Origin of the sequence: Sporosarcina sp. FSL W8-0480, from assembly GCF_037963765.1 — a bacterium.
Lineage (GTDB): Bacteria > Bacillota > Bacilli > Bacillales_A > Planococcaceae > Sporosarcina.
In genome coordinates this window covers 900,815-922,811 of sequence record NZ_CP150166.1, presented here as the reverse complement: position 1 = coordinate 922,811, position 21,997 = coordinate 900,815, and the positions used below count along the sequence as shown (strand labels likewise).

General features: G+C 42.5%; 23 protein-coding genes and 6 tRNA genes. 2 read left to right on the top strand and 27 right to left on the bottom strand.

Annotated elements, in window-relative coordinates:
* Positions 1 to 205: 205 nt before the first annotated feature.
* The 21 genes from NSQ43_RS04890 to acpS all read right to left on the bottom strand — a co-directional run bounded on the left by NSQ43_RS04890 (position 206) and on the right by acpS (position 12,375).
* Positions 206 to 279 (bottom strand) — tRNA-Gly (locus NSQ43_RS04890).
* Between the two features lie 16 nt (positions 280 to 295).
* A tRNA-Arg gene (locus tag NSQ43_RS04885) sits at positions 296 to 372 on the bottom strand.
* 19 nt (positions 373 to 391) lie between these two features.
* A tRNA-Leu gene (locus NSQ43_RS04880) sits at positions 392 to 477 on the bottom strand.
* Positions 478 to 550: 73 nt separating this feature from the next.
* Positions 551 to 626 (bottom strand) — tRNA-Lys (locus tag NSQ43_RS04875).
* 164 nt (positions 627 to 790) lie between these two features.
* A tRNA-Gln gene (locus NSQ43_RS04870) sits at positions 791 to 865 on the bottom strand.
* A gap of 92 nt (positions 866 to 957) precedes the next feature.
* Positions 958 to 1,032, bottom strand: a tRNA-Glu gene (locus NSQ43_RS04865).
* A 169-nt stretch (positions 1,033 to 1,201) separates the two neighbouring features.
* Complete coding sequence (locus tag NSQ43_RS04860; RefSeq protein WP_339253517.1) at positions 1,202 to 1,657, bottom strand: SprT family protein; 456 nt, start codon at positions 1,655 to 1,657, stop codon at positions 1,202 to 1,204.
* 21 nt (positions 1,658 to 1,678) lie between these two features.
* On the bottom strand, positions 1,679 to 3,838 hold the full coding sequence (locus NSQ43_RS04855) for a Tex family protein (protein WP_339253515.1): 2,160 nt from the start codon (positions 3,836 to 3,838) through the stop codon (positions 1,679 to 1,681).
* 98 nt (positions 3,839 to 3,936) lie between these two features.
* Positions 3,937 to 4,524, bottom strand: coding sequence for a PP2C family serine/threonine-protein phosphatase (locus NSQ43_RS04850; RefSeq protein WP_339254804.1), 588 nt, complete (start codon positions 4,522 to 4,524; stop codon positions 3,937 to 3,939).
* Between the two features lie 8 nt (positions 4,525 to 4,532).
* Entirely contained in the window at positions 4,533 to 5,318 is a 786-nt protein-coding gene (gene sigB / locus NSQ43_RS04845; RefSeq protein ID WP_339253513.1) for an RNA polymerase sigma factor SigB, read from the bottom strand.
* Positions 5,293 to 5,766 carry an anti-sigma B factor RsbW gene (gene rsbW, locus NSQ43_RS04840; RefSeq protein WP_339253511.1) on the bottom strand — a complete coding sequence of 158 codons (474 nt, stop codon included), beginning with the start codon at positions 5,764 to 5,766 and terminating at the stop codon, positions 5,293 to 5,295. Before rsbW ends, sigB begins: the two co-directional genes overlap by 26 nt.
* Positions 5,753 to 6,094, bottom strand: coding sequence for an STAS domain-containing protein (locus tag NSQ43_RS04835; protein WP_339253506.1), 342 nt, complete (start codon positions 6,092 to 6,094; stop codon positions 5,753 to 5,755). Before NSQ43_RS04835 ends, rsbW begins: the two co-directional genes overlap by 14 nt.
* 82 nt (positions 6,095 to 6,176) lie before the next feature.
* Positions 6,177 to 7,175: a PP2C family protein-serine/threonine phosphatase gene (locus NSQ43_RS04830; protein ID WP_339253503.1), complete on the bottom strand. Its 999-nt coding sequence runs from the start codon at positions 7,173 to 7,175 to the stop codon at positions 6,177 to 6,179.
* Between the two features lie 14 nt (positions 7,176 to 7,189).
* Positions 7,190 to 7,588 carry an anti-sigma regulatory factor gene (locus NSQ43_RS04825; protein WP_339253500.1) on the bottom strand — a complete coding sequence of 133 codons (399 nt, stop codon included), beginning with the start codon at positions 7,586 to 7,588 and terminating at the stop codon, positions 7,190 to 7,192.
* A 2-nt stretch (positions 7,589 to 7,590) separates the two neighbouring features.
* Positions 7,591 to 7,953, bottom strand: a complete 363-nt coding sequence (locus NSQ43_RS04820; RefSeq protein ID WP_301241883.1) for an STAS domain-containing protein — start codon at positions 7,951 to 7,953, stop codon at positions 7,591 to 7,593.
* Positions 7,953 to 8,780: an RsbT co-antagonist protein RsbRA gene (locus tag NSQ43_RS04815; protein ID WP_339253495.1), complete on the bottom strand. Its 828-nt coding sequence runs from the start codon at positions 8,778 to 8,780 to the stop codon at positions 7,953 to 7,955. The genes NSQ43_RS04820 and NSQ43_RS04815 overlap by 1 nt, the downstream gene beginning before the upstream one ends.
* Positions 8,781 to 8,957: 177 nt before the next feature.
* The gene (locus tag NSQ43_RS04810; RefSeq protein ID WP_283733828.1) at positions 8,958 to 9,308 is read right to left on the bottom strand and encodes a type II toxin-antitoxin system PemK/MazF family toxin; all 351 of its coding nucleotides are present in this window, start codon (positions 9,306 to 9,308) and stop codon (positions 8,958 to 8,960) included.
* Between the two features lie 4 nt (positions 9,309 to 9,312).
* Positions 9,313 to 9,585 (bottom strand): transcriptional regulator, encoded by a 273-nt coding sequence (locus tag NSQ43_RS04805; RefSeq protein ID WP_339253493.1) that lies wholly within the window; start codon positions 9,583 to 9,585, stop codon positions 9,313 to 9,315.
* Positions 9,586 to 9,739: 154 nt separating this feature from the next.
* Entirely contained in the window at positions 9,740 to 10,858 is a 1,119-nt protein-coding gene (gene alr, locus NSQ43_RS04800) for an alanine racemase (protein WP_339253489.1), read from the bottom strand.
* A gap of 69 nt (positions 10,859 to 10,927) precedes the next feature.
* Entirely contained in the window at positions 10,928 to 11,929 is a 1,002-nt protein-coding gene (locus NSQ43_RS04795; RefSeq protein WP_339253486.1) for an outer membrane lipoprotein carrier protein LolA, read from the bottom strand.
* 83 nt (positions 11,930 to 12,012) lie between these two features.
* Entirely contained in the window at positions 12,013 to 12,375 is a 363-nt protein-coding gene (gene acpS, locus NSQ43_RS04790) for a holo-ACP synthase (protein ID WP_339253483.1), read from the bottom strand.
* A gap of 93 nt (positions 12,376 to 12,468) precedes the next feature.
* On the opposite strand from acpS, the gene NSQ43_RS04785 reads away from it, so the two are divergent.
* The gene (locus tag NSQ43_RS04785) at positions 12,469 to 13,071 is read left to right on the top strand and encodes a rhomboid family intramembrane serine protease (RefSeq protein ID WP_339253480.1); all 603 of its coding nucleotides are present in this window, start codon (positions 12,469 to 12,471) and stop codon (positions 13,069 to 13,071) included.
* A 217-nt stretch (positions 13,072 to 13,288) separates the two neighbouring features.
* Here NSQ43_RS04785 and NSQ43_RS04780 read toward each other — a convergent pair whose 3' ends face one another.
* The 6 genes from NSQ43_RS04780 to NSQ43_RS04755 form a co-directional block, all read right to left on the bottom strand.
* Complete coding sequence (locus NSQ43_RS04780) at positions 13,289 to 14,830, bottom strand: PH domain-containing protein (RefSeq protein WP_339253477.1); 1,542 nt, start codon at positions 14,828 to 14,830, stop codon at positions 13,289 to 13,291.
* Positions 14,823 to 15,302: a PH domain-containing protein gene (locus NSQ43_RS04775; RefSeq protein WP_339253474.1), complete on the bottom strand. Its 480-nt coding sequence runs from the start codon at positions 15,300 to 15,302 to the stop codon at positions 14,823 to 14,825. The genes NSQ43_RS04780 and NSQ43_RS04775 overlap by 8 nt, the downstream gene beginning before the upstream one ends.
* A gap of 112 nt (positions 15,303 to 15,414) precedes the next feature.
* Positions 15,415 to 16,899, bottom strand: coding sequence for a DEAD/DEAH box helicase (locus tag NSQ43_RS04770; protein WP_339253472.1), 1,485 nt, complete (start codon positions 16,897 to 16,899; stop codon positions 15,415 to 15,417).
* A gap of 352 nt (positions 16,900 to 17,251) precedes the next feature.
* A complete protein-coding gene (locus NSQ43_RS04765) occupies positions 17,252 to 17,956 on the bottom strand; it encodes an alpha/beta fold hydrolase (protein ID WP_339253470.1) in 705 nt (234 codons plus the stop codon).
* Positions 17,953 to 19,326, bottom strand: coding sequence for a UDP-N-acetylmuramoyl-tripeptide--D-alanyl-D-alanine ligase (gene murF, locus NSQ43_RS04760; protein ID WP_339253468.1), 1,374 nt, complete (start codon positions 19,324 to 19,326; stop codon positions 17,953 to 17,955). The genes NSQ43_RS04765 and murF overlap by 4 nt, the downstream gene beginning before the upstream one ends.
* 12 nt (positions 19,327 to 19,338) lie before the next feature.
* Positions 19,339 to 20,403: a D-alanine--D-alanine ligase gene (locus tag NSQ43_RS04755; protein ID WP_339253467.1), complete on the bottom strand. Its 1,065-nt coding sequence runs from the start codon at positions 20,401 to 20,403 to the stop codon at positions 19,339 to 19,341.
* A 411-nt stretch (positions 20,404 to 20,814) separates the two neighbouring features.
* Between NSQ43_RS04755 and NSQ43_RS04750 the strand changes: the two genes are divergently transcribed.
* The gene (locus NSQ43_RS04750; RefSeq protein WP_339253464.1) at positions 20,815 to 21,996 is read left to right on the top strand and encodes an FtsW/RodA/SpoVE family cell cycle protein; all 1,182 of its coding nucleotides are present in this window, start codon (positions 20,815 to 20,817) and stop codon (positions 21,994 to 21,996) included.
* Position 21,997 lies beyond the last annotated feature (1 nt).

Sequence of the window (21,997 nt, the reverse complement as noted above, 5' to 3'; positions counted from 1 at the left end):
TTTCTTGCTGGCATCATTTAAGATGTCAATTTTGAATCCTAAGATTCGTTTGTTCTTTTTACCGACGGGGTCGGCTCCAGAACTTTATTTGTTGACGTTTTGCTGTTCAGTTTTCAAGGTTCATTCAGTAGTCGTTCCGTTAAATAGGAACTTTACCAATATAACATCTATCATCTATTGAGTCAAGCGTTATTTTTAAATTAATTGGAGCGGGTGAAGGGAATCGAACCCTCATCATCAGCTTGGAAGGCTGAGGTTTTACCACTAAACTACACCCGCGTATTATATTATAGTATGGCGCGCCCGGCAGGAGTCGAACCCACAACCTTCTGATCCGTAGTCAGACGCTCTATCCAATTGAGCTACGGGCGCTCATTGTATAAATAGAAGTTGGTGCGGTAAAGAGGACTTGAACCTCCACGGGGTAACCCCCACTAGGCCCTCAACCTAGCGCGTCTGCCATTCCGCCACTACCGCGTTTTCTGCGACATAGTTTATTATACAACTAATATTTATTATGTCAATAACTTTTTTGAGTTGAAAGTTAAGATGGTGAGCCATGCAGGATTCGAACCTGCGACCCTCTGATTAAAAGTCAGATGCTCTACCGACTGAGCTAATGGCTCGTGCTGTGATGGTCTAAGATGAAAAGCTATTCGCTCTTTTTGTTCTTCAACCTTCCTGCTCTGTCTTTAAAAACAGAAGTGCATTTAGCATTAAGACCTTTTTGCTCCTAACACCTTGCGGTGTTGCTCGCAAATCTTTTTAAACGCTTCTCGTTTAAAAAGATTGGCTGGGGTAGCTGGATTCGAACCAACGAATGACGGAGTCAAAGTCCGTTGCCTTACCGCTTGGCTATACCCCAATGATAAAATGTTTTCCATGTAGTTCACCAAGGCGCTTATTACATTACCCTTTTTACTATGAACATAAACACGAAAGTTATACATAAAAAGTTGGTGACCCCTACGGGATTCGAACCCGTGTTACCGCCGTGAAAGGGCGGTGTCTTAACCGCTTGACCAAGGGGCCGCTTTTGTTAATTCGATAAGGAGTTAGAAACTGTTTTGTTCGCAGCGCCTTATCGACTTTTCCTATTATAGACACCCATATCCAATTCGTCAACACTTTTATGCAAGTTTTTTTCAAAGAATATTAAACAACCTTGCCAAGCCTTGTTACTACAGGCTTGGCAAGGTTGTTAGGAATGGATATTTATAATATTGCCATTGCATTTTCCACATCTATATTTCCTTACATCCATTCTTCTTTTCCGCTTATATTCCAGTCCGCATGATTTACATCTATATAGATGGATCTTTTTTGGCTTACGAATTTCTGTTACCAGCGGTTTGCAGTATCTTGGTGAGTTAGTTTTCTTTAACAGCTCTTTAAAATCGATGTCACCATGGCGATAACCTTTTCCTTCTTGATGGAGATGGTAATGACAAAGTTCATGTTTTATGATTCCTATCAATTCATCTACGTCATATAATTCAAGGACAGTTGGGTTTACTTCAATAGAACCGTCCTGCAATTTATATCTTCCACCGGTTGTTCGAAGCCTTGGGTTAAAGGAAGCGATGTGATTGAATGGCTTGCCGAAAAACTCAGTTGATAGTTCTTGGACCAGTTTTTGCAGTTCTTGTTGTTTCATTTATCCGTTCACCCCGACAATTCATTTCCCTGCTGGCGGGATCATCGTCAAAGAGATTCTGCCTTTACTTTTATCTACACTTTCCACCCATACAGTTACAATATCCCCTGAGGCGACTACGTCTAACGGATGCTTGACAAATCCTTTTTTGAGTTTCGAAATGTGGACAAGCCCATCCTCATGTACACCGATATCAACAAACGCACCGAAGTCGACAACATTTCGGACTGTACCTTGCATTTCAAGTCCTTCATATAGGTCTTTCATGTCGAGGACATCCGCTTTCAATAACGGTTGAGGATATTCGTCCCGCGGATCCCTATTCGGACGCTGCAATGTGTCAATAATATCATTCAATGTGACTTCACCAACACCTAATTTTTCAGCCAAAGATTTTACATCCAAACTTGCAAGAGCATCTACTGCCTCTTGTTTTCCAATCATGTTTTTATCTATACCCGCTACAGTCATCACTTGTTCTGCTACCGAATAGCTTTCTGGATGAAGACCTGTCGAGTCGAAGCGATCCTTCGCTTCAGGTATGCGCAGGAAACCGATTGCCTGTTCATATGTCTTCGTGCCAAGTCGTGGGACTTTCTTAAGCTGAGTTCGTTTTTCAAAATGGCCTATTTCCTCACGAGCTTTAACGATATTTTCCGCAACCGTTTTGGAGAGTCCCGCCACGTATTGCAATAATGAAGAAGAAGCTGTATTCACATTCACACCGACTCGGTTCACAGCTGTTTCAACGACAAACGATAAGGATTCCGAAAGCTTTTTCCTCGCTACATCATGTTGGTATTGTCCTACGCCAATTGATTCGGGGTCGATTTTAACAAGCTCGGATAGCGGATCTTGCAATCTTCTTGCGATTGAGACAGCACTTCTTTGCTCCACCTGAAGATCCGGGAATTCCTCACGAGCCTGGGCTGATGCAGAGTACACACTTGCCCCCGCTTCATTGACAATGACATAGGAAACCGGCTCTCTGTATTCCCTAATGCATTCAGCTATGAACTTTTCGGTTTCCCTTGAGGCTGTACCATTCCCAATTGCAATGATTGGTATATTGTATTTCTTTAGGAACGCTAAGATCGTTTTCTTGGAGCCCTCTTTATCAGGCTTTGGCTGATGGGGATAAATGACTGACACCTCAAGCATTTTCCCTGTTTCATCGATGACGGCAAGTTTGCATCCCGTACGAAAGGCTGGGTCGACCCCTAAAACCATTCGACCCTTTAAAGGGGGTTGCAATAGTAAGCTTTTCAGATTTTCCGAGAATACATGGATTGCTTGGGCTTCCGCCTTTTCCGTTAAAGCTGTTCTAATTTCCCGCTCAACCGAAGGAGCGATTAGTCGCTTGAACGCATCTTCAACTGCTTCACTTACTTGGGCAGCAGATGGTGAGTGTTGTTTCTTGATCATCGTTCGTTCAAGGTTTGTTATGATCCTTTCTGTTGGGAAAGAAACACCAACCCGTAAGACTTCTTCCTTCTCACCACGATTTAAGGCAAGTACACGGTGCGGCACAACCTTCTTAAGCGGCTCCTCGTATTCATAGTACATTTCATAGACACTACGCTCGTCCTCGGCTCCTTTTTTTAATGCCGAAACAATTTGTCCGTCAGACCAGGTGAGTTTCCGTACACTTTCCCGAAGGGCTGCGTCGTCAGCAATTCTTTCTGCAATAATATCGCGAGCCCCCGCCAATGCCTCTTCGACGGATGCAACATTCTTCTCTTCATCCACAAATGGCACAGCAAGATTCTCAGGTTTTTCCTGACCAAATCCCATAAGGCTATCCGCAAGCGGTTCAAGTCCACTTTCAATTGCAATCATCGCCCTTGTCCGACGCTTTTGTTTGTATGGTCTATACAAATCTTCCACTCGCTGAAGCACAGTCGCCATTTCGATTTCTTTTCTTAGTTCATCATTCAATTTCCCTTGTTCTTCTATTAAACGAATGACTTCCGCTTTCCGTTGCTCAAGACCTTTTTCATAATTGTAAGCATCCTCGATTGCTTTGATCTGCACTTCATCGAGAGAGCCCGTCGCTTCTTTCCGATAACGTGCAATGAAAGGGACCGTATTACCCTCGTCAAGTAGTGCGATGACATTGGCTGTTTGCTTAGCGTTTAAACTGACTCTTTTTGCAGTCGCTTCTATAATAGTGTTCGTCATTCATTTCCACCCTTTCTTTCATTGTTTACAGTTTACCATTTAACAGCTTATCTACTCCAATCGAACCGGAAAAATGAACAAAAGAAAAACCTGTGCCCTTATTGAAGCAGGCTACAGGCTATAAAAGTCGCGTCATCCCCGGCAGTGGCCGTGTTCTTGACAAGGTTATACAGTTCAAGAGCATTCGAACTACTTTTCATAGTTGCTTTCGGACTCTTCAACAACACCCCATCAGAATGAAGGAAGAAGAGGTCCCCGATGCTATAGTTGTATTTTTGGCTATTCATCTTTTGAGGTTTTCCCGATAGAAACCCACTAACAGGCAACGGATAGATCATCTGCTCACGGCCGTGCAATATATAGAGGCGAACGTTGCCAATGCAGTTGTACTCAATGGTGCCTTCACTAAAATTCACCTTGACAATCGCAACCGCCGCACCCCGTTTTTGTAGCATTAGTGCATTACAGCGATTCATGAGATCGTCGAGTGACTCATGATGGTATTGCTTAAGGATTTTTGGGATGACCTCAGCAGATTGCCTGGCCACCACTCCATTGCCCAACCCGTCTGCGATTGCGCATATGAAGTAGTCTTCCTCCAAATGGATGAAATACGTATCCCCTGATTCATTATTCCCATGTTTTGCGGCATTATAGACGTATGCCTCGACGTATTCGTTTTTCATTTCCTTCACTACGTAGCACCACCAGCAGCCAATATGGCCTCTTGCAATTTTTTGATTGCTTTTCTTTGCAATCTTGAAACATGCATCTGAGAAATTCCAAGGCGTTCTCCAGCCTCTTTTTGGCTTAACTGTTCGATGTATGTGTATTGGATGATTTGCTTTTCACGTTCCGACAGTACACTTAGAGCATTTGCCACAACAAGTCTATGGTCCGTTCTCTCATAACCGTCATCGGATTCGCCAATAATGTCGAACAAAGTCACCGTGCCACCTTCGGAATCAGCTTCAAGTGTATGATCCATCGAAAGCGCTTGATAGCTCCTACCCATTTCCATCGCCTCAAGTACCAATTCCTCATCCGTGTCCAAGTATTCCGCTATTTCACTGACAAGTGGAGAACGTTGCATTTCAGTTGTTAACGTTTCAACCGCGGCCTTGATTTTAGGTCCAAGTTCCTTTATACGCCTTGGCACGTGGACAGCCCATGTCTTATCACGCAAGAAACGTTTGATTTCCCCTACGATTGTCGGTACGGCAAAAGCTTCGAAACTACGACCCAATTCAGGATCATATCTCCTTATTGCGCCTAATAGACCAAGCATGCCGACTTGCACGATATCTTCGTGATATGGTTTCCCGTTTGAATATTTTCGTGCGATAGAATGGACAAGTCGTTCATAATGAAGGACAAGATTCGTCTGTGCTTCATCATCATTCGTTTCCTGGTATTGCCTGATCCACTCTAAAACTTTATCTTTCGTATCTGGCTTATGAGTTGGCTGATCGTTTGACATCTTCTTCGCCCCGCTCTCTGCCGAGATATTTAGTCATAAAGACCGTCACGCCCTCCTCATGATGAATTTTAACTTCATCCATTAGCGTCTCCATTAAATAAAGTCCAAGTCCCCCCTCACGCTGGAACCGTTCTTCTGAAGCTGCGTTGTATGGCCCGATATGTTTTTTGGTTTCTTCAAAATCGAAACTTGAACCGTGATCTGCTATCATGATTTCCAACCGTTCTTCATACATTGCGCACCCGACAATAATTTCCCCGTCTCCACTACCACCATAAGCATGTTGGACTGCATTCGTAATCGCTTCACTGGAAGCAATCTTCAAATCTTCGATGTCATCGTATGTAAATCCAAGACGGCTTGCGATTCCAGAGATCATTAGCCGTGCAACGCCAACATATTGGGCTTTGGCAGGAATTTTGATTTCTATATAATCATATTGTGCCATCATTGTCCTCACTTTCCATCATCTCAATATCGATAATTTCGTTCAATCCAGTAATCTCAAAAAGTCGGTTTAACCGCCTGTTCAAACCGGTAATTTTCACATGACCGCCATTTGCCGTAACCGCCTTATAGAATCCAACAAATACACCAAGACCCGTACTATCCATATATTCTACTTCCGATAAATCAAGTTCTGCCTTAAGTCCTTGCACTTCTTGCACGGCTGAAAGTCTATCCTTTAGAACAGGTGCCGTAAATGCGTCTATTTCACCGACCACCTTGAAATATTGAACACTGTTGTCTTCCAAAATATTAACTTGTAAATTCATTTCTACACCCCGACTCTCTTATTTCATAGTAATTAAATTACTAACTTCTTTAATACCCCCATTTTCAAGAACTAAACCTACTTTAGCTCTTTTTGAAGATAACAATAGTGAAGTCGTCACTCAGTTTATAGTTTTGAATTTCTGTTAGGCTTTTGAATACATGTTCAGCAATTTCCTTTGCAGGTTTATCTTTCACTTCTACAAGGAGATTTTGGATTGTTTTCAACTCGATGAAACCTTCCTCAGTTCTTGTTTCTGTTACACCATCCGTCATCATCACGATGAAATCACCTTGTTGCATGGAAACCGATCGTTCTTCATAAGCTGAATCCACCTTGACACCCAATAGCAAACCTTTCGCAGCCAACTCCGAAAAAGTACCTGTTTCGCTGTTGAAATGCCAAGCTGGCTCATGACCTGCGGAAGCATAAGAAAAAATTCGGTTTTTTGAATTGTATTTTCCATAGAACATGGATATGAACATTGAATCGTCAACGCTTTTTTCTACAATGCGATTGATAATGGATAAGGCATTTTTAGGACTTGAATTTTCGCCTATTAAGCCATCCATTCCGAATTTAATCATCGACATGCAAAGTGCGGCTGGTATGCCCTTCCCCATCACGTCAGCAACAGCTACGCTCGATTCATGCTCACGATTTAGGAAATGGACATAGTCCCCATTCATCTCTCTGGCTGGCTCGGAAATCCAACCAACATCTAATCCCTCGACAATAGGGCATTCAGTTTTCAAGAGCGTATTTTGCACTTTTGTAGCAACATTCATTTCCATTTGAATGACTTCTTGTTTACGGATTAAACTTTGATGTTCACGCAATGTAAATCCATAATGGATCATCATTTCAATAAGAAAGTCAAGGGAATCCCATACTTCATCCTGCAATTCAGGGTGAAGCTCAAGTAAGGCTGATTTATGAATGCTGATGACATCTTCAGGCGCTATCTCCTTTTCGATAAAACGCCTGCTGAATTGTTGTCCTACGTAAAGATCCTCTTCACTATGGCTTTCTAAATACTTTTTCAAAATCTCCTTGTATTGCCTTCCGACTACCTGCGGCATTCCCTATTACCTCCTTAGTGAAGCCATTTAGTTGCCGTTATTGTAGTACCAATTTTAGGTTCTGAAATGACTTTAAATTCATCCATAAGTCTTTTGACTCCCGGCATCCCCGCACCTAACCCCCCCGATGTCGAGAATCCATCCTCCATCACTTTACGCAGATCAGGAATACCCGGACCATCATCGGATGCGACGACTTTAATGCCAGATACCCCGCCATCCGTCACCCTTTCGATCTCGATTTTTCCTTTTCCGGCATATAGATAAATGTTCCTTGCCAATTCGCTAATTGCGGTTGTAATTCGGGCTTGGTCAACTGTGCCAAACCCCACTTTCTTTGCTTCGTTACGCCCCAACTGTCTCGCAGCAACAATATCCCATTCCGTGATTATTTCTACAGAAGACCTATTCATTTTCAGGCCTCCAATTCTTTATTCAATTTATCCAACCCGTTTTCCAAGTCCAATGCAGTCATTACATTATTTAACCGAATCCCTAATTCTATCAATGTAATGGCAACTGCGGGTTGAATTCCTGTAATAACGACCTTCGCGCCCATTAAGCCTGTCATATTGATAACATCCCCCAATACTTTTGCAATAAAGGAATCAATGAAATCTATTGGAGTCAAATCGATCACTACCCCGAGGGCGGCGGTTTCATGCATTTTATTCAATAAATCCTCTTGAAATTGAATTGCCGTCTGATCGTCCAATTCCCATTGAATTGATACAATTAGAACATCATTTAATTTCAAAATTGGAATACGTGTTTTCATTAGTTTTCCACCTCCACGATTTTCCGATTTGTCAGAGCTAACGCTGCTTGCATTCCCTTTTGCAAGGTGCTTTTCGTCGTAAATTCATGTAGGTTGATACCCAGTGCTACGATTGTCTGCGCGATTTCAGGCCGAATTCCAACAAGCATACATTTTGCTCCAACTAAACGAACTGCATCCGCCGCTTGAATGATATGATGTGCTACCATCGTATCAACGACTGGAACTCCAGTAATATCAAGCAGTACTACCTCTGCCCGTTGGTCGACGACACCTTCAAGTAGGTTTTCCATTATTAGTTTTGCTCGTTCAGTATCAATCGTACCGACAAGTGGCATAACTGAAATTTTATCAAATACCGGTATTAAAGAAGCCGAGAGTTCCTGCAACGCTATCTTCTGTAAGCTAACTGTTCTCTCCCATTCTGCGGAATATGCATCTATAATGCTTTCTCTTAATGGGTTAATCCAATTTTTAAATAGTTGATTGAAAGACTTGAAGTTAGCATCATTAATAACTTCCTTTTCCTGTAGCAATTCAAATACGATATCCGAAAAGTTATCAATTGCTTTGTTCACAAACTTGATCGCCCAACCGAATCGTACGACCTTCTCTGTAAAATCATTAATTTTTTCAGCATCTGCTGCGTTTGTTTCACCGATATTAGAAGTCATTAATTCTGCAAATTCTCTGCTTGTCTTTTCGATAAGATGATCAGGCATGAAGTGGAAAAATCGTTCTCCCTTTTCTTCCTTCATCATTTTTATCCATCGTTCAATTATTTCGTCCATGTTTTGACGGATGCCTTCAATTGTAATTTTGTTCATATCTTTGCAAGCCTCCCAGACTGATTAAAAAACCCTTTTCCCTATTGTACAGAAAAATATGGCGATAGGCATCTATTTACATTTCATTGGAGGCATCTAAAATCTGTAAACATCGCTTTGAGATAAATAAAAAACACTCCAGATAACAAGGGTCTGGAGTGCTTTCTTATATGTATTCTAAAACTTGACCAATCCAAAACTTATTTCAAGTGCTTCATCTACCTGCTCCATCACGATTTCGTCCAAATGGGTGATCTTATCCGTAAGCCTTGACTTGTCGATTGTGCGGACTTGTTCGAGCAGGATGACAGAATCCCGCTCGAATCCATAACGTTCCGCTTTAATTTCAACATGTGTCGGCAATTTTGCTTTCTGGATTTGCGCAGTAATCGCTGCAACAATCACTGTAGGACTGAACCGATTGCCAATGTCATTCTGGATGACAAGCACCGGTCTCGTCCCTCCCTGTTCGGAACCTACGACAGGTGACAGGTCTGCAAAAAAGACGTCTCCACGTTTTATTGCCAACTTTTCATCCTCCGCTTACGAGACGTTCCATCGTACGCTGGGCTTCGAGTTCCGCATGCAAGCATTCTTTGGCGATTCTTAGGTTGATTTGCGACATTTCAACGTAGCCGACCATCATCGCTTCCCGGATTGTATCCGCCTCACGATCAGTCACATACCGCCTTGTTGAAACATAAACGAATTCTCCACGCTCCGGCTCTTGATGAACGGCCGTATGTTCATTTTCATTTATATTCCTTTTTGGAACTTTTATGATTTTAACGTTTTTTTCTCGCATTACTAGCACCTCCGACAGACCCCGTTCCCTCGATCGATTCTATTCAAGTCTATCTTACCATTGAAATTCGACAATGAGAAGACAAAGTAGGCTTTTTACTGACAAGAATCTTCAAATAATGTGGTCATTTGTCGAAAGCCGGAACAGTATCATCTTATCCATGCGAGGAATAATATATTCTCGGAACACGTCTTGCAATTGTAACTGCGATTTCGTAGGGAATCGTCTCAAGACGATCCGCCCATTCTTCCATTTTTATTTCTTCATTTCCCTCTCGGCCGATTAAAGTCACTTTTTCCCCAACTGGTAGTTCACGGGGGAGTTTCACCATGCACTGATCCATGCAAATGGTACCGACAATCGGCATCCTTTCACCGGCAATGAGAATTTCCTGATTTCGGAGTCCACGTTTAAGCCCGTCCGCATATCCGATTGGAAGGGTTCCGATCCATTCGCTCTGTTCCGTTTCGTACGTCCCTCCATATCCGACACCACTACCCTTTTCAAGCAACTTCACATAGGCAAGCTCTGTTTGCAAAGTGAAAGCCCTTTTCAACTCAAAGGGTAATTTTGTTTCAACATATCGAGATGGCGGAATGCCGTACATGCTAATGCCAAATCGTACAGCATCGAGTCCATATTCCGGATATAACAAGGCAGCTGCGCTATTTGATGCGTGAACAAGTCTTGGTCTCTCCGGGAATGCATCCACCAAATCCATAAACCGCTTGAATTGTATTTCCGTCTTGGTAGGATCCTCTTCATCCGCACAGGCAAAATGAGTGAAAGCCCCCTCAAGACAAAACACAGTTGTCCCCTGTACCACTTTTATAATTTCGTTAAGGGATTTTTCATCCCTAAGCCCAATTCTACCCATTCCACTGTCAATTTTAACATGGACTTTTAAGGAAAATCCTGAACCTATTTTCGGGACAGCCTGACGCAGCCATTCGGCATCTGAAACCGTAATATGAATTCCAAGTGCAGCTGCTATTCCGGCTACTTCTACGGGCGAGGGCCCCATTACAAGTATATCTGAGGTTATTCCGCAATCTCTCAGATGAACAGCCTCTTCGAGCGTAGCGACCGCTAACATTATAGATCCGGCCTCTATTGCTGTACGGGCTACTTCAAGCACACCGTGGCCGTAGCCGTCCGCTTTCACGACGGCTATGACCGATGTACCGCTTGGTAAATACTGCCTAAGATTCTTAATATTATCCCGGATTGCCTGTAAATCGACGATTGCCTTTGTTGGACGGTAATTTTCCATAGTGACCCCTCGATTATAGGTAATGTTTCTATCTATTATCAATCTAAGAGTCACCTCCGTCAATTAAACTTATTTGCTATTTTCAGGACGCATAGAGGAAGCAACAGTAATGAGTTCATCCGCTGATAAAGTGGAGGATGCTACGAAAAACGCCACTCCATCTTGTTCCCAACGGATCGAGTTTTCCGTTAATGCTGCAATTGCGAACCCAAGGTCCACTGGATCCCCTTCAACCGATACTGGCACAAGGTCGTTTGGAGGAGAAGCCGGCTCTTGGACAACAATGAATTCCTTATCCCCGCCGCCATATGTCATAAAAGTTCTCGTACCATTTTCAACATCTACCGTTTCCTCTTCAAGAACTGTTCCATTCCATTCAAGGTTTGGATAGTACTTCATGCCCGCTTTATCATTTTCAGTCGATTGCGGTTTTTTATCAGACTTGATTTCTTCCATATCTACATGATAGTCTGACGCTTTGTGCTCAACACCAAGTGTGATCTTTTTAAACGTCACGCGGATTTTTTCATCCTTGTTTTCATCCATTACAGATACAAATTTAGGAAGCAATGTTTTCTTATCAATGTGAATCTGTTGAAGCGGAAGAACCTTCTTATGATTATTTCTTGAAGCCGTTTCGAATATATACGTCTTATCCTTTTCTTCCATTGTGGCGTTCTTATCCGCCTTCATGTCATCGGATAATGTGCCGATTAAATATGGCATGCTATTTTGTGTTGGCCAGTCACTTTGGAATTTATATGTTTTTCCAAGGGATGGCGTGATCACGAATACCCCTTCTTCATTCCTGACAATCATTTGTGATTCTGTGCTACCAGCTTGCGTAACATTGACTTTGTAAAAATCAGGCTTGGAATGCCAAACTACAACATCATACACCCGTGGTTCCGATCCTGTCTTGATTTCCATTGTTGCTTCGAGCTCATACCCTTTTGCCTCATTCCATTTACTTCCTACCTTCTTCATGACGTCTTCTTTCGATGGTGATCCACATGCTGCAAGAAGTGCCATGACTGCAACTAACATTAAAACAAAAATTCGGCTGCGCATTCAGTTCATCCTTTCTCATTTCAATCGGGTAGGTCATCTTATGAGAGTGGACAGTCATTTATGCGAGCTTGTTCAATTTGTATTTAGTCTTTCAATAAAATTACTTGTGCAGCTGCTACTGTTTGCGTATGTGTTATTGATACGAATCCCGTTACTTCAACATCTTTGAAGTGTAAAACAGGTTTTCCGGAAGAAGCAGGTAAAATTTCAATTTGTTCAAATCGGCAATCCTTCCCAATCCCGGTTCCTTTTGCCTTGGCGAATGCTTCCTTTGCTGCAAATCTCCCTGCCAAGAATTCAGTCCGGCGACTGGACGACGTTGGCAATGCCTCATACACTTCTTGTTCTCGACTGGATAGAATTCGTAAGCGGAATTTATCCGATGTCGCATTTAAACGGGCGATTCGATCCAATTCAACGATATCTAAACCGATTCCTTCTATCATCTTTACATCTCCTTTTAATGTCCATTATTGGTACTTCAGACTTCTTATCCGATTGTAAACTATGTATAATGAAACCAAAGGTAAGGTGAAAAAATGTTTATTAGAACAGAGAGTTTCTCCCAATATATTCGTTTATATCCATTTGTAACCGCATTGTTAGCGATAAACATTATTGTTTATATCGTAACAGGTTTGCCGATTCAGGCGAGTCGGGAGTTGTATTATTCAGGAGTAGGGATCAATTATTTGATTTCGGATGGTGAATGGTGGCGATTGATCACGCCGATGTTTTTACATCTGGGTCTTATGCATCTTCTTTTCAATATGTTTTCGTTGTTCATCTTTGGTCCTGAGCTTGAACGGGTTGCAGGGAAGGCGAGATTTTTGACGATTTATCTTTTAGCTGGGCTTTTTGCAAATATCGCCTCGTTCTTTCTTGGTGGATGGGATTTTTCGCATGTAGGGGCGAGCGGTGCGATTTTTGGTATTTTCGGTGCGTTTGGAGCGCTTGTGTATTATACGAAGAAGGCGTTTCCTCAGTTGCGCCAGATTATTTTACCGATTATTATTATTAGCGTTATCATGACGTTTCTTCAGCCCGGTGTCAATGTTATTGGGCATATTGCGGGTTTGATTGTTGGGTTTATTATCGGGTTGAGTTATTTTCATCCGAAAAGGATTATTAGTTGGCGATAATCATAGACACTGTTGATTTCCACTCCGGGCGGACGCTTTCCGCGGGCATGGCTTCAGCCTCCTCACTACGCTACGCTTCGTTGCGGGGTCTTCAGCTCATGCTATTCCCGCTGGAGTCGCCGCCCTTCGCTTCAATCAACGAGATTGCTAATTACTTTTTATAGGTTTTTTTAAATTCAAAAGACAAACAGGTGAAGGGCTCTGCCTTCACCTGTTTTTAGTTTTGATTAGTTTCTTTATCCACTATTGCTTCAGATGTATTCTTGCCCTTTTCATACCAGTTCAGGATCATTTCGGCGTCTTCTACGTCCATGTGTTGGACGGTGGCTTGGTATCTGCCCATGCCGGATTTTACGTTGGCTAAGATGGTAGCGACTCCTTTGCGTCGATGGAAATAGCTTTGTTTCATCTCCATTGATTGGACTCTTTTTTTCATCGTGTAGGCAGTCTGAAGGCTAAACGCCCTGAAACGCATGATGAGTTGATTGTCGAAAATTTCAAAAGCTGCGGAACGATGTTGCCAGAGGCCGTACGCTATGATGACAGGGATAATAGCGAGTGAAAACAGTCCATAAGGGAAAAAGAAATAAATCAATGCCCCGATAACCGGCAACATCCATAGGAAATCAATTCGGTAATAATAGGGACGTCCTTTTGCTGTCAGCTTTTTTGCAGGTTCTTTTAGGTGTAATTCAGGGAAGATTTGGCTTAAATACGTTTCCACTTCTCTTCTTTTGACAAGTGGAAATAGGTTAATCCTTGAGCTTTCTCCAACTCCCCCACCCGCACTATGGATTTTCACTGAGGCATAGCCGAAAACTTTCCGGAATGGATTTTCGACTAAAACTACGCTCTGGATCCGTTTCAACGGGACGGTCACTCTTTTCTTCTCAAGTAACCCTCTTGTAATGATAATATCTTCCTCTTCCAAGGAAACTGTGAACTTATAATGGGATAGGAATGTCATCCCGACAGATAAAATCCAAATACCCAACAGTCCAAGAAACACAGCAATCGCGACGATTAAAACACCAAATTTGATAAATGCTGAAATCTCCTCATACATCCATTCAAATGGGATTAGGTCCGCGAACTGCGACATAAAGATACCAACCCCGGATAAAATGACCCCAATACCACCCGATGTCGTTGCGAGGACCAATAAGTCTTTTGTCGACATCGAAAAGATTTTCCGCACTGAAACCGTCTCTTCAACAGGACTTTCCCAACTTTCATCGGCAAGAAGATTATCTTCCCCTTCAACAATAGGTTTTACCTTTTTCCGTCTTTTCGCCTCTTCAAGCTCGATTTTTATCCGATCAGCGGCTGCCTTAGTTATGGCGGTCAATTCACCTTCCGCCTTTTTCATCGAGGAGCCACCTGCTGTTTCCACCTTCACTTTGACAAGCCCGAAAGGTCTATGGAAAATTCCTTCTGTATAGTCAAGGCTTTGAATTCTATCAAAAGGAATATAGCGTTTCTTTTTGACGAATAAGCCAGATTCAATACGAAGCTCGTCATCTTCAAACCAATACTCAAACCGTTTCCATTGGATGATTCCACTTACGAATAAACTGACAATTAATACTCCGAAGATGATAAATGATAAATACTCTAAATACCATGGCCCCGTACCGCCGCTTTTCCAGCCATTTGCAAATACAAGGACAACAAGCGGAAGTATTGCCTCTTTCATCGTTTTTAACATTTCGATGATAGCAGTTATCCAGTGTAATTTATAACGTTGTTGTTCAGACATCATCTTCCGCCACCCTTGCAAGCACCGAAATCCTGCCACGTAGTTCATCCGCTTCCGCCATTATCAATGCAGGGATTGTATGAACTGTAGCGGCTGTGGAAATTGAGATTTCCGCAAGCCCATATTTCCTTAGAATCGGTCCTTGTGATGTATCGACATGCTGGACTCGCACCATCGGGATTAACGTTCTTTTTACGATGAATATCCCGTGTTGCAATTCGATTTCAGAATCCCTTACCTCATAACGCCACCGCATCCATCGGACTTTCGGGAATAAAATAATCAGTAAATACCCGATGATCAAGAGAAGAACGATTTCAACAGCGTAAATCCACCAAGGCCCTTCTAAAAAATAGGTAAGCACTCCACCGCCAATTGCTAACAGCGCAAGGATAATCGTTTGAATCAATCCATACAATCTCCACACTTTCAAACCTTTTTTAGAGATTCGATTTGCAGGTTGTAATCTCATTCCCCAACCACCTCTTTCTATCTTCATATTTTATACGTTCATCCTACGAAAATGTTTCAATTAAAGAAATAACCTCCGAAGATGAGTTCTCATCAACGGAGGTTGTGTTTAATTATCTTTCTGATTTGCCTCTTGAACGATCTCTACGGCCATCGCGATCACGGCTACTACGGCGAGATCCGCCTCCGCCACCATATCCACGTCCGCCCCCGAATGAACGTCCGCCGCCACGGCTGCCTTTGTAGCCGCCACGGTCACGGGATTGCGTTTTGCGAGAAGGCAATGGACGCTCTTCCGTGATTTTCACCGGTGTGTCATCAGGTTCTTTTGTTAACGATCTAATTGCAGCTGCAACGATTGTCTTCACATCATGCTTCTCAAGAAGTTCAGATGCAAGAGGTAAATAATCGTTCAACTCGTTTTTAGCAATGATTTCTTCCAACTGTTCCATTGCAAGGCGTTGTTGGCCAGTCAATGCTTCGTCCTCTGTCGGTGGTTGTAACGGAGTCATCCTCTTCTTAGTTGTTTCTTCAACTACACGGAGATAGCCCATTTCACGTGGAGTTACGAATGTAACTGCGACACCGCTTTTCCCTGCACGTCCAGTACGTCCGATACGGTGTACATAGCTTTCAGGGTCTTGTGGAATATCGAAGTTGTAAACATGCGATACACCTGAAATATCCAATCCACGTGCTGCAACGTCTGTTGCAACAAGGATATCAATTTTATTTTCCTTGAATTGGCGAAGAACTGACATACGCTTCGCTTGCGTCAAGTCACCGTGAATTCCTTCAGCAAGGTATCCGCGGATGCTTAATGCGTGAGAAAGCTCATCAACGCGGCGCTTCGTACGTCCGAAGATGATTGCAAGTTCAGGTTGGTGAACGTTCAATAAACGTGAAAGGACATCAAACTTTTCTCTTTCTTGCGCTTTTACGAAGAACTGGTCGATGTTTTCGACTGTCATTTCCTTCGATTTAATCTTCACAATTTCCGGCTCTTTCATGAATGTTTCCGCAATCTTACGGATTGCAGGAGGCATTGTTGCAGAAAACAGAAGTGTTTGGCGTTCTGCTGGTACAGCCGCCAAAATTGTGTTGATGTCTTCGATGAAGCCCATGTTCAACATTTCATCTGCTTCGTCAAGAACAAGCGTCTGTACATTGTTTAATTTCAATGTTCTACGGTTGATATGGTCAAGAATTCTTCCCGGAGTTCCGACAACAATTTGTGGGTTGTTGCGTAAAGCTCGAATTTGTCGTCCGATTTCTTGGCCGCCGTACACAGTCAATACACGCACGCGCTTTCCGTAACCGATTTTATAGATTTCTTCGGATACTTGGATTGCCAATTCACGTGTCGGTGCGATAACAAGGGCTTGCACTGATGGGTTGTTCACATCGATTTTTTCGATGATCGGAATCCCGAATGCAGCTGTTTTACCTGTACCTGTCTGCGCTTGACCGATTACATCACGGCCTTCCATGCCGTATGTGATCGTGCCTTCTTGAATCGGTGTTGCTTCTTCAAATCCCATGCGCAGCAATGCATTTTGTGTGGATTCGCTGATATTAAGTTCTGAAAATTTCGTCAAACTTCTCAATCTCCTTTGATTTCTTCATTTAGCAATTGGTTACATTTGCAAATGAAAGCACGGCAAATTCGAGCCTTAAACTTATATGGGAACGTTTCCGATATTTTTTGATTCTCTGTAGTGGGCGAAGTTCAAAGGGGCTTGAACTTCTTGGATTTCAGAGGCAATAGTGAAAGGAAAGCTGGTCTTTGCCGACGGTTTATTTAAAAACGGGAAAGTGACTATAAACCGTTTTATTCAAAAAAAAGTACTCTTCGCCACCGGAAGAGTCTCGTGTAAATGTATCCAATACTCATAGTAGTTTATCACGGTCTGGAACTAACCGCAATCAATCTGCATTATAAAGTAATAATCAGAATTCGCCTTGTTTTTTTCGCATAAATTCATAAACTTGCGGAAACCATTCATGGTGGTCATCGCTATAACAAATATGATGCTTCCCCTTTTCCGAAACAATCAATTGCTTCTGCATGGAGCCAAGGGAATGCAGCAAATGTTCTGCAGTCGAAAATGGAACGATGCCATCCTTTTTCCCTTGAACTACACAAACGGGTGTAGTGATGTTACCGTAATACGGCTCCACCATTTTAACGACGCGTAAAAACTCTTTCATCGAGTGTATAGGGGTGTTTCGTAATTTATACTCATACAAATGATAAAACGTATTCGGTGGATAGTTTTTCGTCACTGATTCCGACAGCATAATCGCCATGTCCTCAAGAAGTATTTTTGGACTAATGTACTTGGCCGCGGCACTTAGTAATACTAGCTTATCAATCGGATAGCGCAAGCTTAAATATAAGGCAATGATCCCGCCCATTGAAAATCCGACTACGATTACCCGGTCAACCTCTTTCCTCAATCGATTCAGGCTCAGCTCAGCCTCCATCATCCAAGCTTCTGCAGATGCTTTGCCCAAATCCATCGGGAAATCATGCCCAGGCAGGATTGGTGTCCTAAAGATCCAGTCCGTCTCCTCTTTCAAATAGTCGATGAGAGGACGGACTTCAAATGGACCGCCGGTAAACCCGTGAAGAAACAAAACGCCCGTTTTCACGCTTCCATTACGCCGTTCAGTATTTTTTCAAGGGCCATACCTCTTGACCCTTTTAGTAAAACGATGGAGTCTTTGTCGCTATTAGCTACAAGCTCTCTAATAAGTGGTTCGTAATTGTCTTCCGACCAAATGATTTTTGAATCGTCCCCAGTTTTCATTAGCTCATCATAAAGCCATTTCATTCGCGGTCCATATAAAAGGATCCCCTTCAATTGTATTTTGTTAAGCTGGTGGGCAATCGATTCATGGTAAGTCCGTTCATTATCACCAAGTTCTAACATATCGCCTAATACAGCCCATTTTTCTTTTCGGAGTCCAGTCTCTCCCAAGAATGAAAGTGCGGCTTGCATGGATGTAGGTGCCGCATTGTAAGCATCATTGATAAATAACGCCCCGCTTTTTACTATGACAGGTTGCATCCTCATATCCGTTAGATTCGCATTTAAAAGTGCAGAAGCAATCTGCTCTTGGCTCATCCCCAATTCATTGGCAATTAATATTGCAGCAAGTGAGTTTTTCACTTGATGGGCACCGAAAACAGGAATCGTAAAGTCACCTTCCACTATACCGGTAACATTAAAATTACTTCCTCCATCCCCTGATTCCATCTTCACAAGTTTTAGATTTGCAGATTCTGAGTAACCGAAGGAGACTGTTTGGATGGCTGGATGTGATTTAACAAGATTCCTTAATAACGGTTCATCACCGTCATAGAACAGCTTTCCGTCATCCTGCAAACCATCGATGATTTCAAATTTAGCCTTTGCAATCCCTTCGCGAGATCCAAGGTCCTGCATATGTGCTTCACCGATATTTGAAATGACCGCGAAATGCGGCTTTGCCAATTCTGAGAGGAATGAAATCTCACCGAAACCGCTCATCCCCATTTCAAGGACAGCGATTTCCGTATCATCTTCAAGCGACAAGATTGTTAAGGGCAATCCAAGCTGATTATTAAAATTCCCTTCTGTTTTACGGACTTTATAATGTGGTGACAATACACTTGTGATTAAATCTTTAGTCGATGTCTTACCGTTCGATCCAGTGACGCCGATAAATTTGCATGTAAGATTATTACGATATTCACGCGCAAGTTGCTGAAGTGCAAGCTCTGAATCATCAACAAAAATAAGCGGCAAATCTGCGGGTGCTCCAGGTTCATCCTTCAGCCAAAGCGATGCTGCCGCCCCTTTTTCGAATGCTTGTTGGACATATTGGTGCCCATTCACCTGTTCGCCACGGAACGGGATGAATAAGTCACCTTTCGACAATGTCCGCGTGTCAATCGAAGCCCCTGTAACGATTGTATTTTCCATATGCTGACCGTCGGCGTTCAACCATCCTGCAAGTTCAGTCAATTGTCTTTTCACAATCTATCACACTCAATCCATTGTATATTGTATCTGTTTCTTTTCTTCGTGACGCTCTAATGCAAGCTCAATAAGTTGATTTATCAATTCCGGATAGGTGATGCCCGCGTGTTGCCATAATAACGGGAACATACTTGTCGGAGTGAAGCCTGGCATTGTATTCACTTCATTAATAAGCACTTCATCCTGATCCGTTACGAAAAAATCAGCGCGCACAAGCCCTGAGCAATCAAGGACTTTGAATGCACGAAGCGCCATTTCCTTTAATGTCGTTTCGACAGCATTCGTAACAGGCGCTGGGATTAGCAATTCCGTATTACCATCCTGGTACTTTGCCTCATAGTCATAGAACGCAGCAACAGGTTTAATCTCCCCAAGGACCGAACATTTCGGTTCATCGTTACCAAGAACGGCAACTTCAACTTCACGTGCAGTAACCCCTTGCTCTACGATGATTTTTCGATCGAACTTCAGAGCAAAATCAACTGCTGTAATTAGGCTTTCATGATCGACGGCTTTACTAATCCCGACACTCGACCCTAAATTGGCAGGTTTTACAAACATCGGGAATGTCAATTCACTTTCCATTTTTTCAATCCATCGCGCTTGGTCTTTCTTCCACTCCGAACGGATAAAATGGACATATGGAACTTGCTTTAATCCGACATGGGCGAAAAGCTGCTTCATGACAACCTTATCCATACCGGCCGAAGATGCAAGCACCCCATTCCCAGCGTATGGAATGTTCATCACTTCAAAAAGACCTTGAACCGTTCCATCCTCACCATTTGTACCATGTAAAAGCGGGAGGATGACATCTAACTTTTCATTTCCATTTAATAAATCATCAATGCAATCAGGCTTATCTACTTCCCTTTTAAAACGCAGTTCGTCAATGGAATTTACGGGTGCAAGAAGCGGCTCCCCTTTCCTCCATTCGCCTTCATATGTTATATAAACAGGTATCACTTCATATTTTTCAAAGTCAATTGCATTTGTCACTGCTCTCGCAGTAGATAGGGATACTTCATGCTCCGCGGATTTCCCACCGTACACTATACCCAATTTCTTTTTCATAGTTCTCCCTCACTAACCGTTAGATTTCGTTATTATAGTTTACCACGAAAACATTATTCCGATGAAAAAATCGCATAAGCTATAAGGACCTTTTTCCAGCTGGAACTTACTACACTACCGTGCGTCCTTTGAAGAACATGATTAAGTCCGCATGATAAGTTATACTATAAATATAAATTTCATAGTTATGCAGAAAAGATGTCTTCTTTTGGATTTGCATAATGTATCGTTTGACTGTTTCTCCACTTTACGAAGGTTACCCTCATGTTGAAAGATCCTTTTAGTGTATATGTATGCAAGGGCGTTTGCCGAGTCAACATTTTACAATAAAATAATGCGTACAAACGAGCAATTTTCCGTTATACTTAATTCTGGTTTTCAAGCAAAAAATTTAAATATAAGGTGAACTTAGTGAAAATAGATAAAAAACCCGTAGATCGTTTCGATTGGCCACTGGCATTCATTCTTCTTCTATTTGGCACGATTAGTATCATTGCCATCGCATCTGCACAGACAACCGGACAATACAGTACAAACTTTATCCCATCCCAAATTCAATGGTATGTCATCGGGTCAATCATTATCGCGATGACAATGTATTTGGAACCGGAACAATACAAGAAAGCAGCTTGGATTATCTATGGCGGCGGAATACTCCTTTTGGCAATCCTCTATGTCCTGCCTGAAAGCTTGGAGCTTGTACACCGTCGAAATGGTGCGAAGAGCTGGTTCCATCTTCCAGGTATCGGTAGCATACAGCCTGCCGAATTCATGAAAACATTCTTCATTATCGGTATGGCCCGCACGATTACTAAGCACCATGAGCGGTATTTGGAAAAAACTTTGCAATCAGATTTCCTGTTACTTGGCAAAATCGGTGTGGTTTTTGCAATTCCGTTCCTCTTCATCATGCTGCAACCCGATTTAGGTACAGGACTCGTGTTTATCGCAATCACGGTTGCATTGATCATCGTTGCAGGCATTACATGGAAGATCATTCTTCCGATTTTTGCCGGAGTCGCCACTATTGGTCTTTCCCTTCTTTGGATGGCATTATACGCCCAGGAATTTTTAGCGAAGTTCGGATTCAAACCTTATCACTTCGAACGGATTTACTCGTGGATTGACCCATACTCCTACGCATCCAATGAAGGACGTCACCTTATTACTTCTTTGAATGCAATTGGTTCGGGAGAAGTTTTTGGCAAGGGATTCAAAGGACGAGAAGTGTATGTCGCAGAAAGTCATACCGATTTCATTTTCAGCGTAATCGGTGAAGATTGGGGATTCGTCGGAGCAAGTCTTGTCATTTGCCTCTACTTCTTCCTGATCTATCATATGACAAAAATTACTCTTGAATTGAAAGATCCATTCTCAACGTACATTTGTGCAGGTATCATCGCAATGATTACATTCCATGTGTTCGAAAATATCGGCATGACGACACAACTGTTGCCGATTACAGGTATCCCGTTGCCGTTCATCAGTTATGGAGGCAGTTCGTTGATGGGTAACATGCTCGCGATTGGACTTGTGTTCAGTATGAAATTCCATCATCGGACGTATATGTTTAGTTCGGATGATGATGAATAAC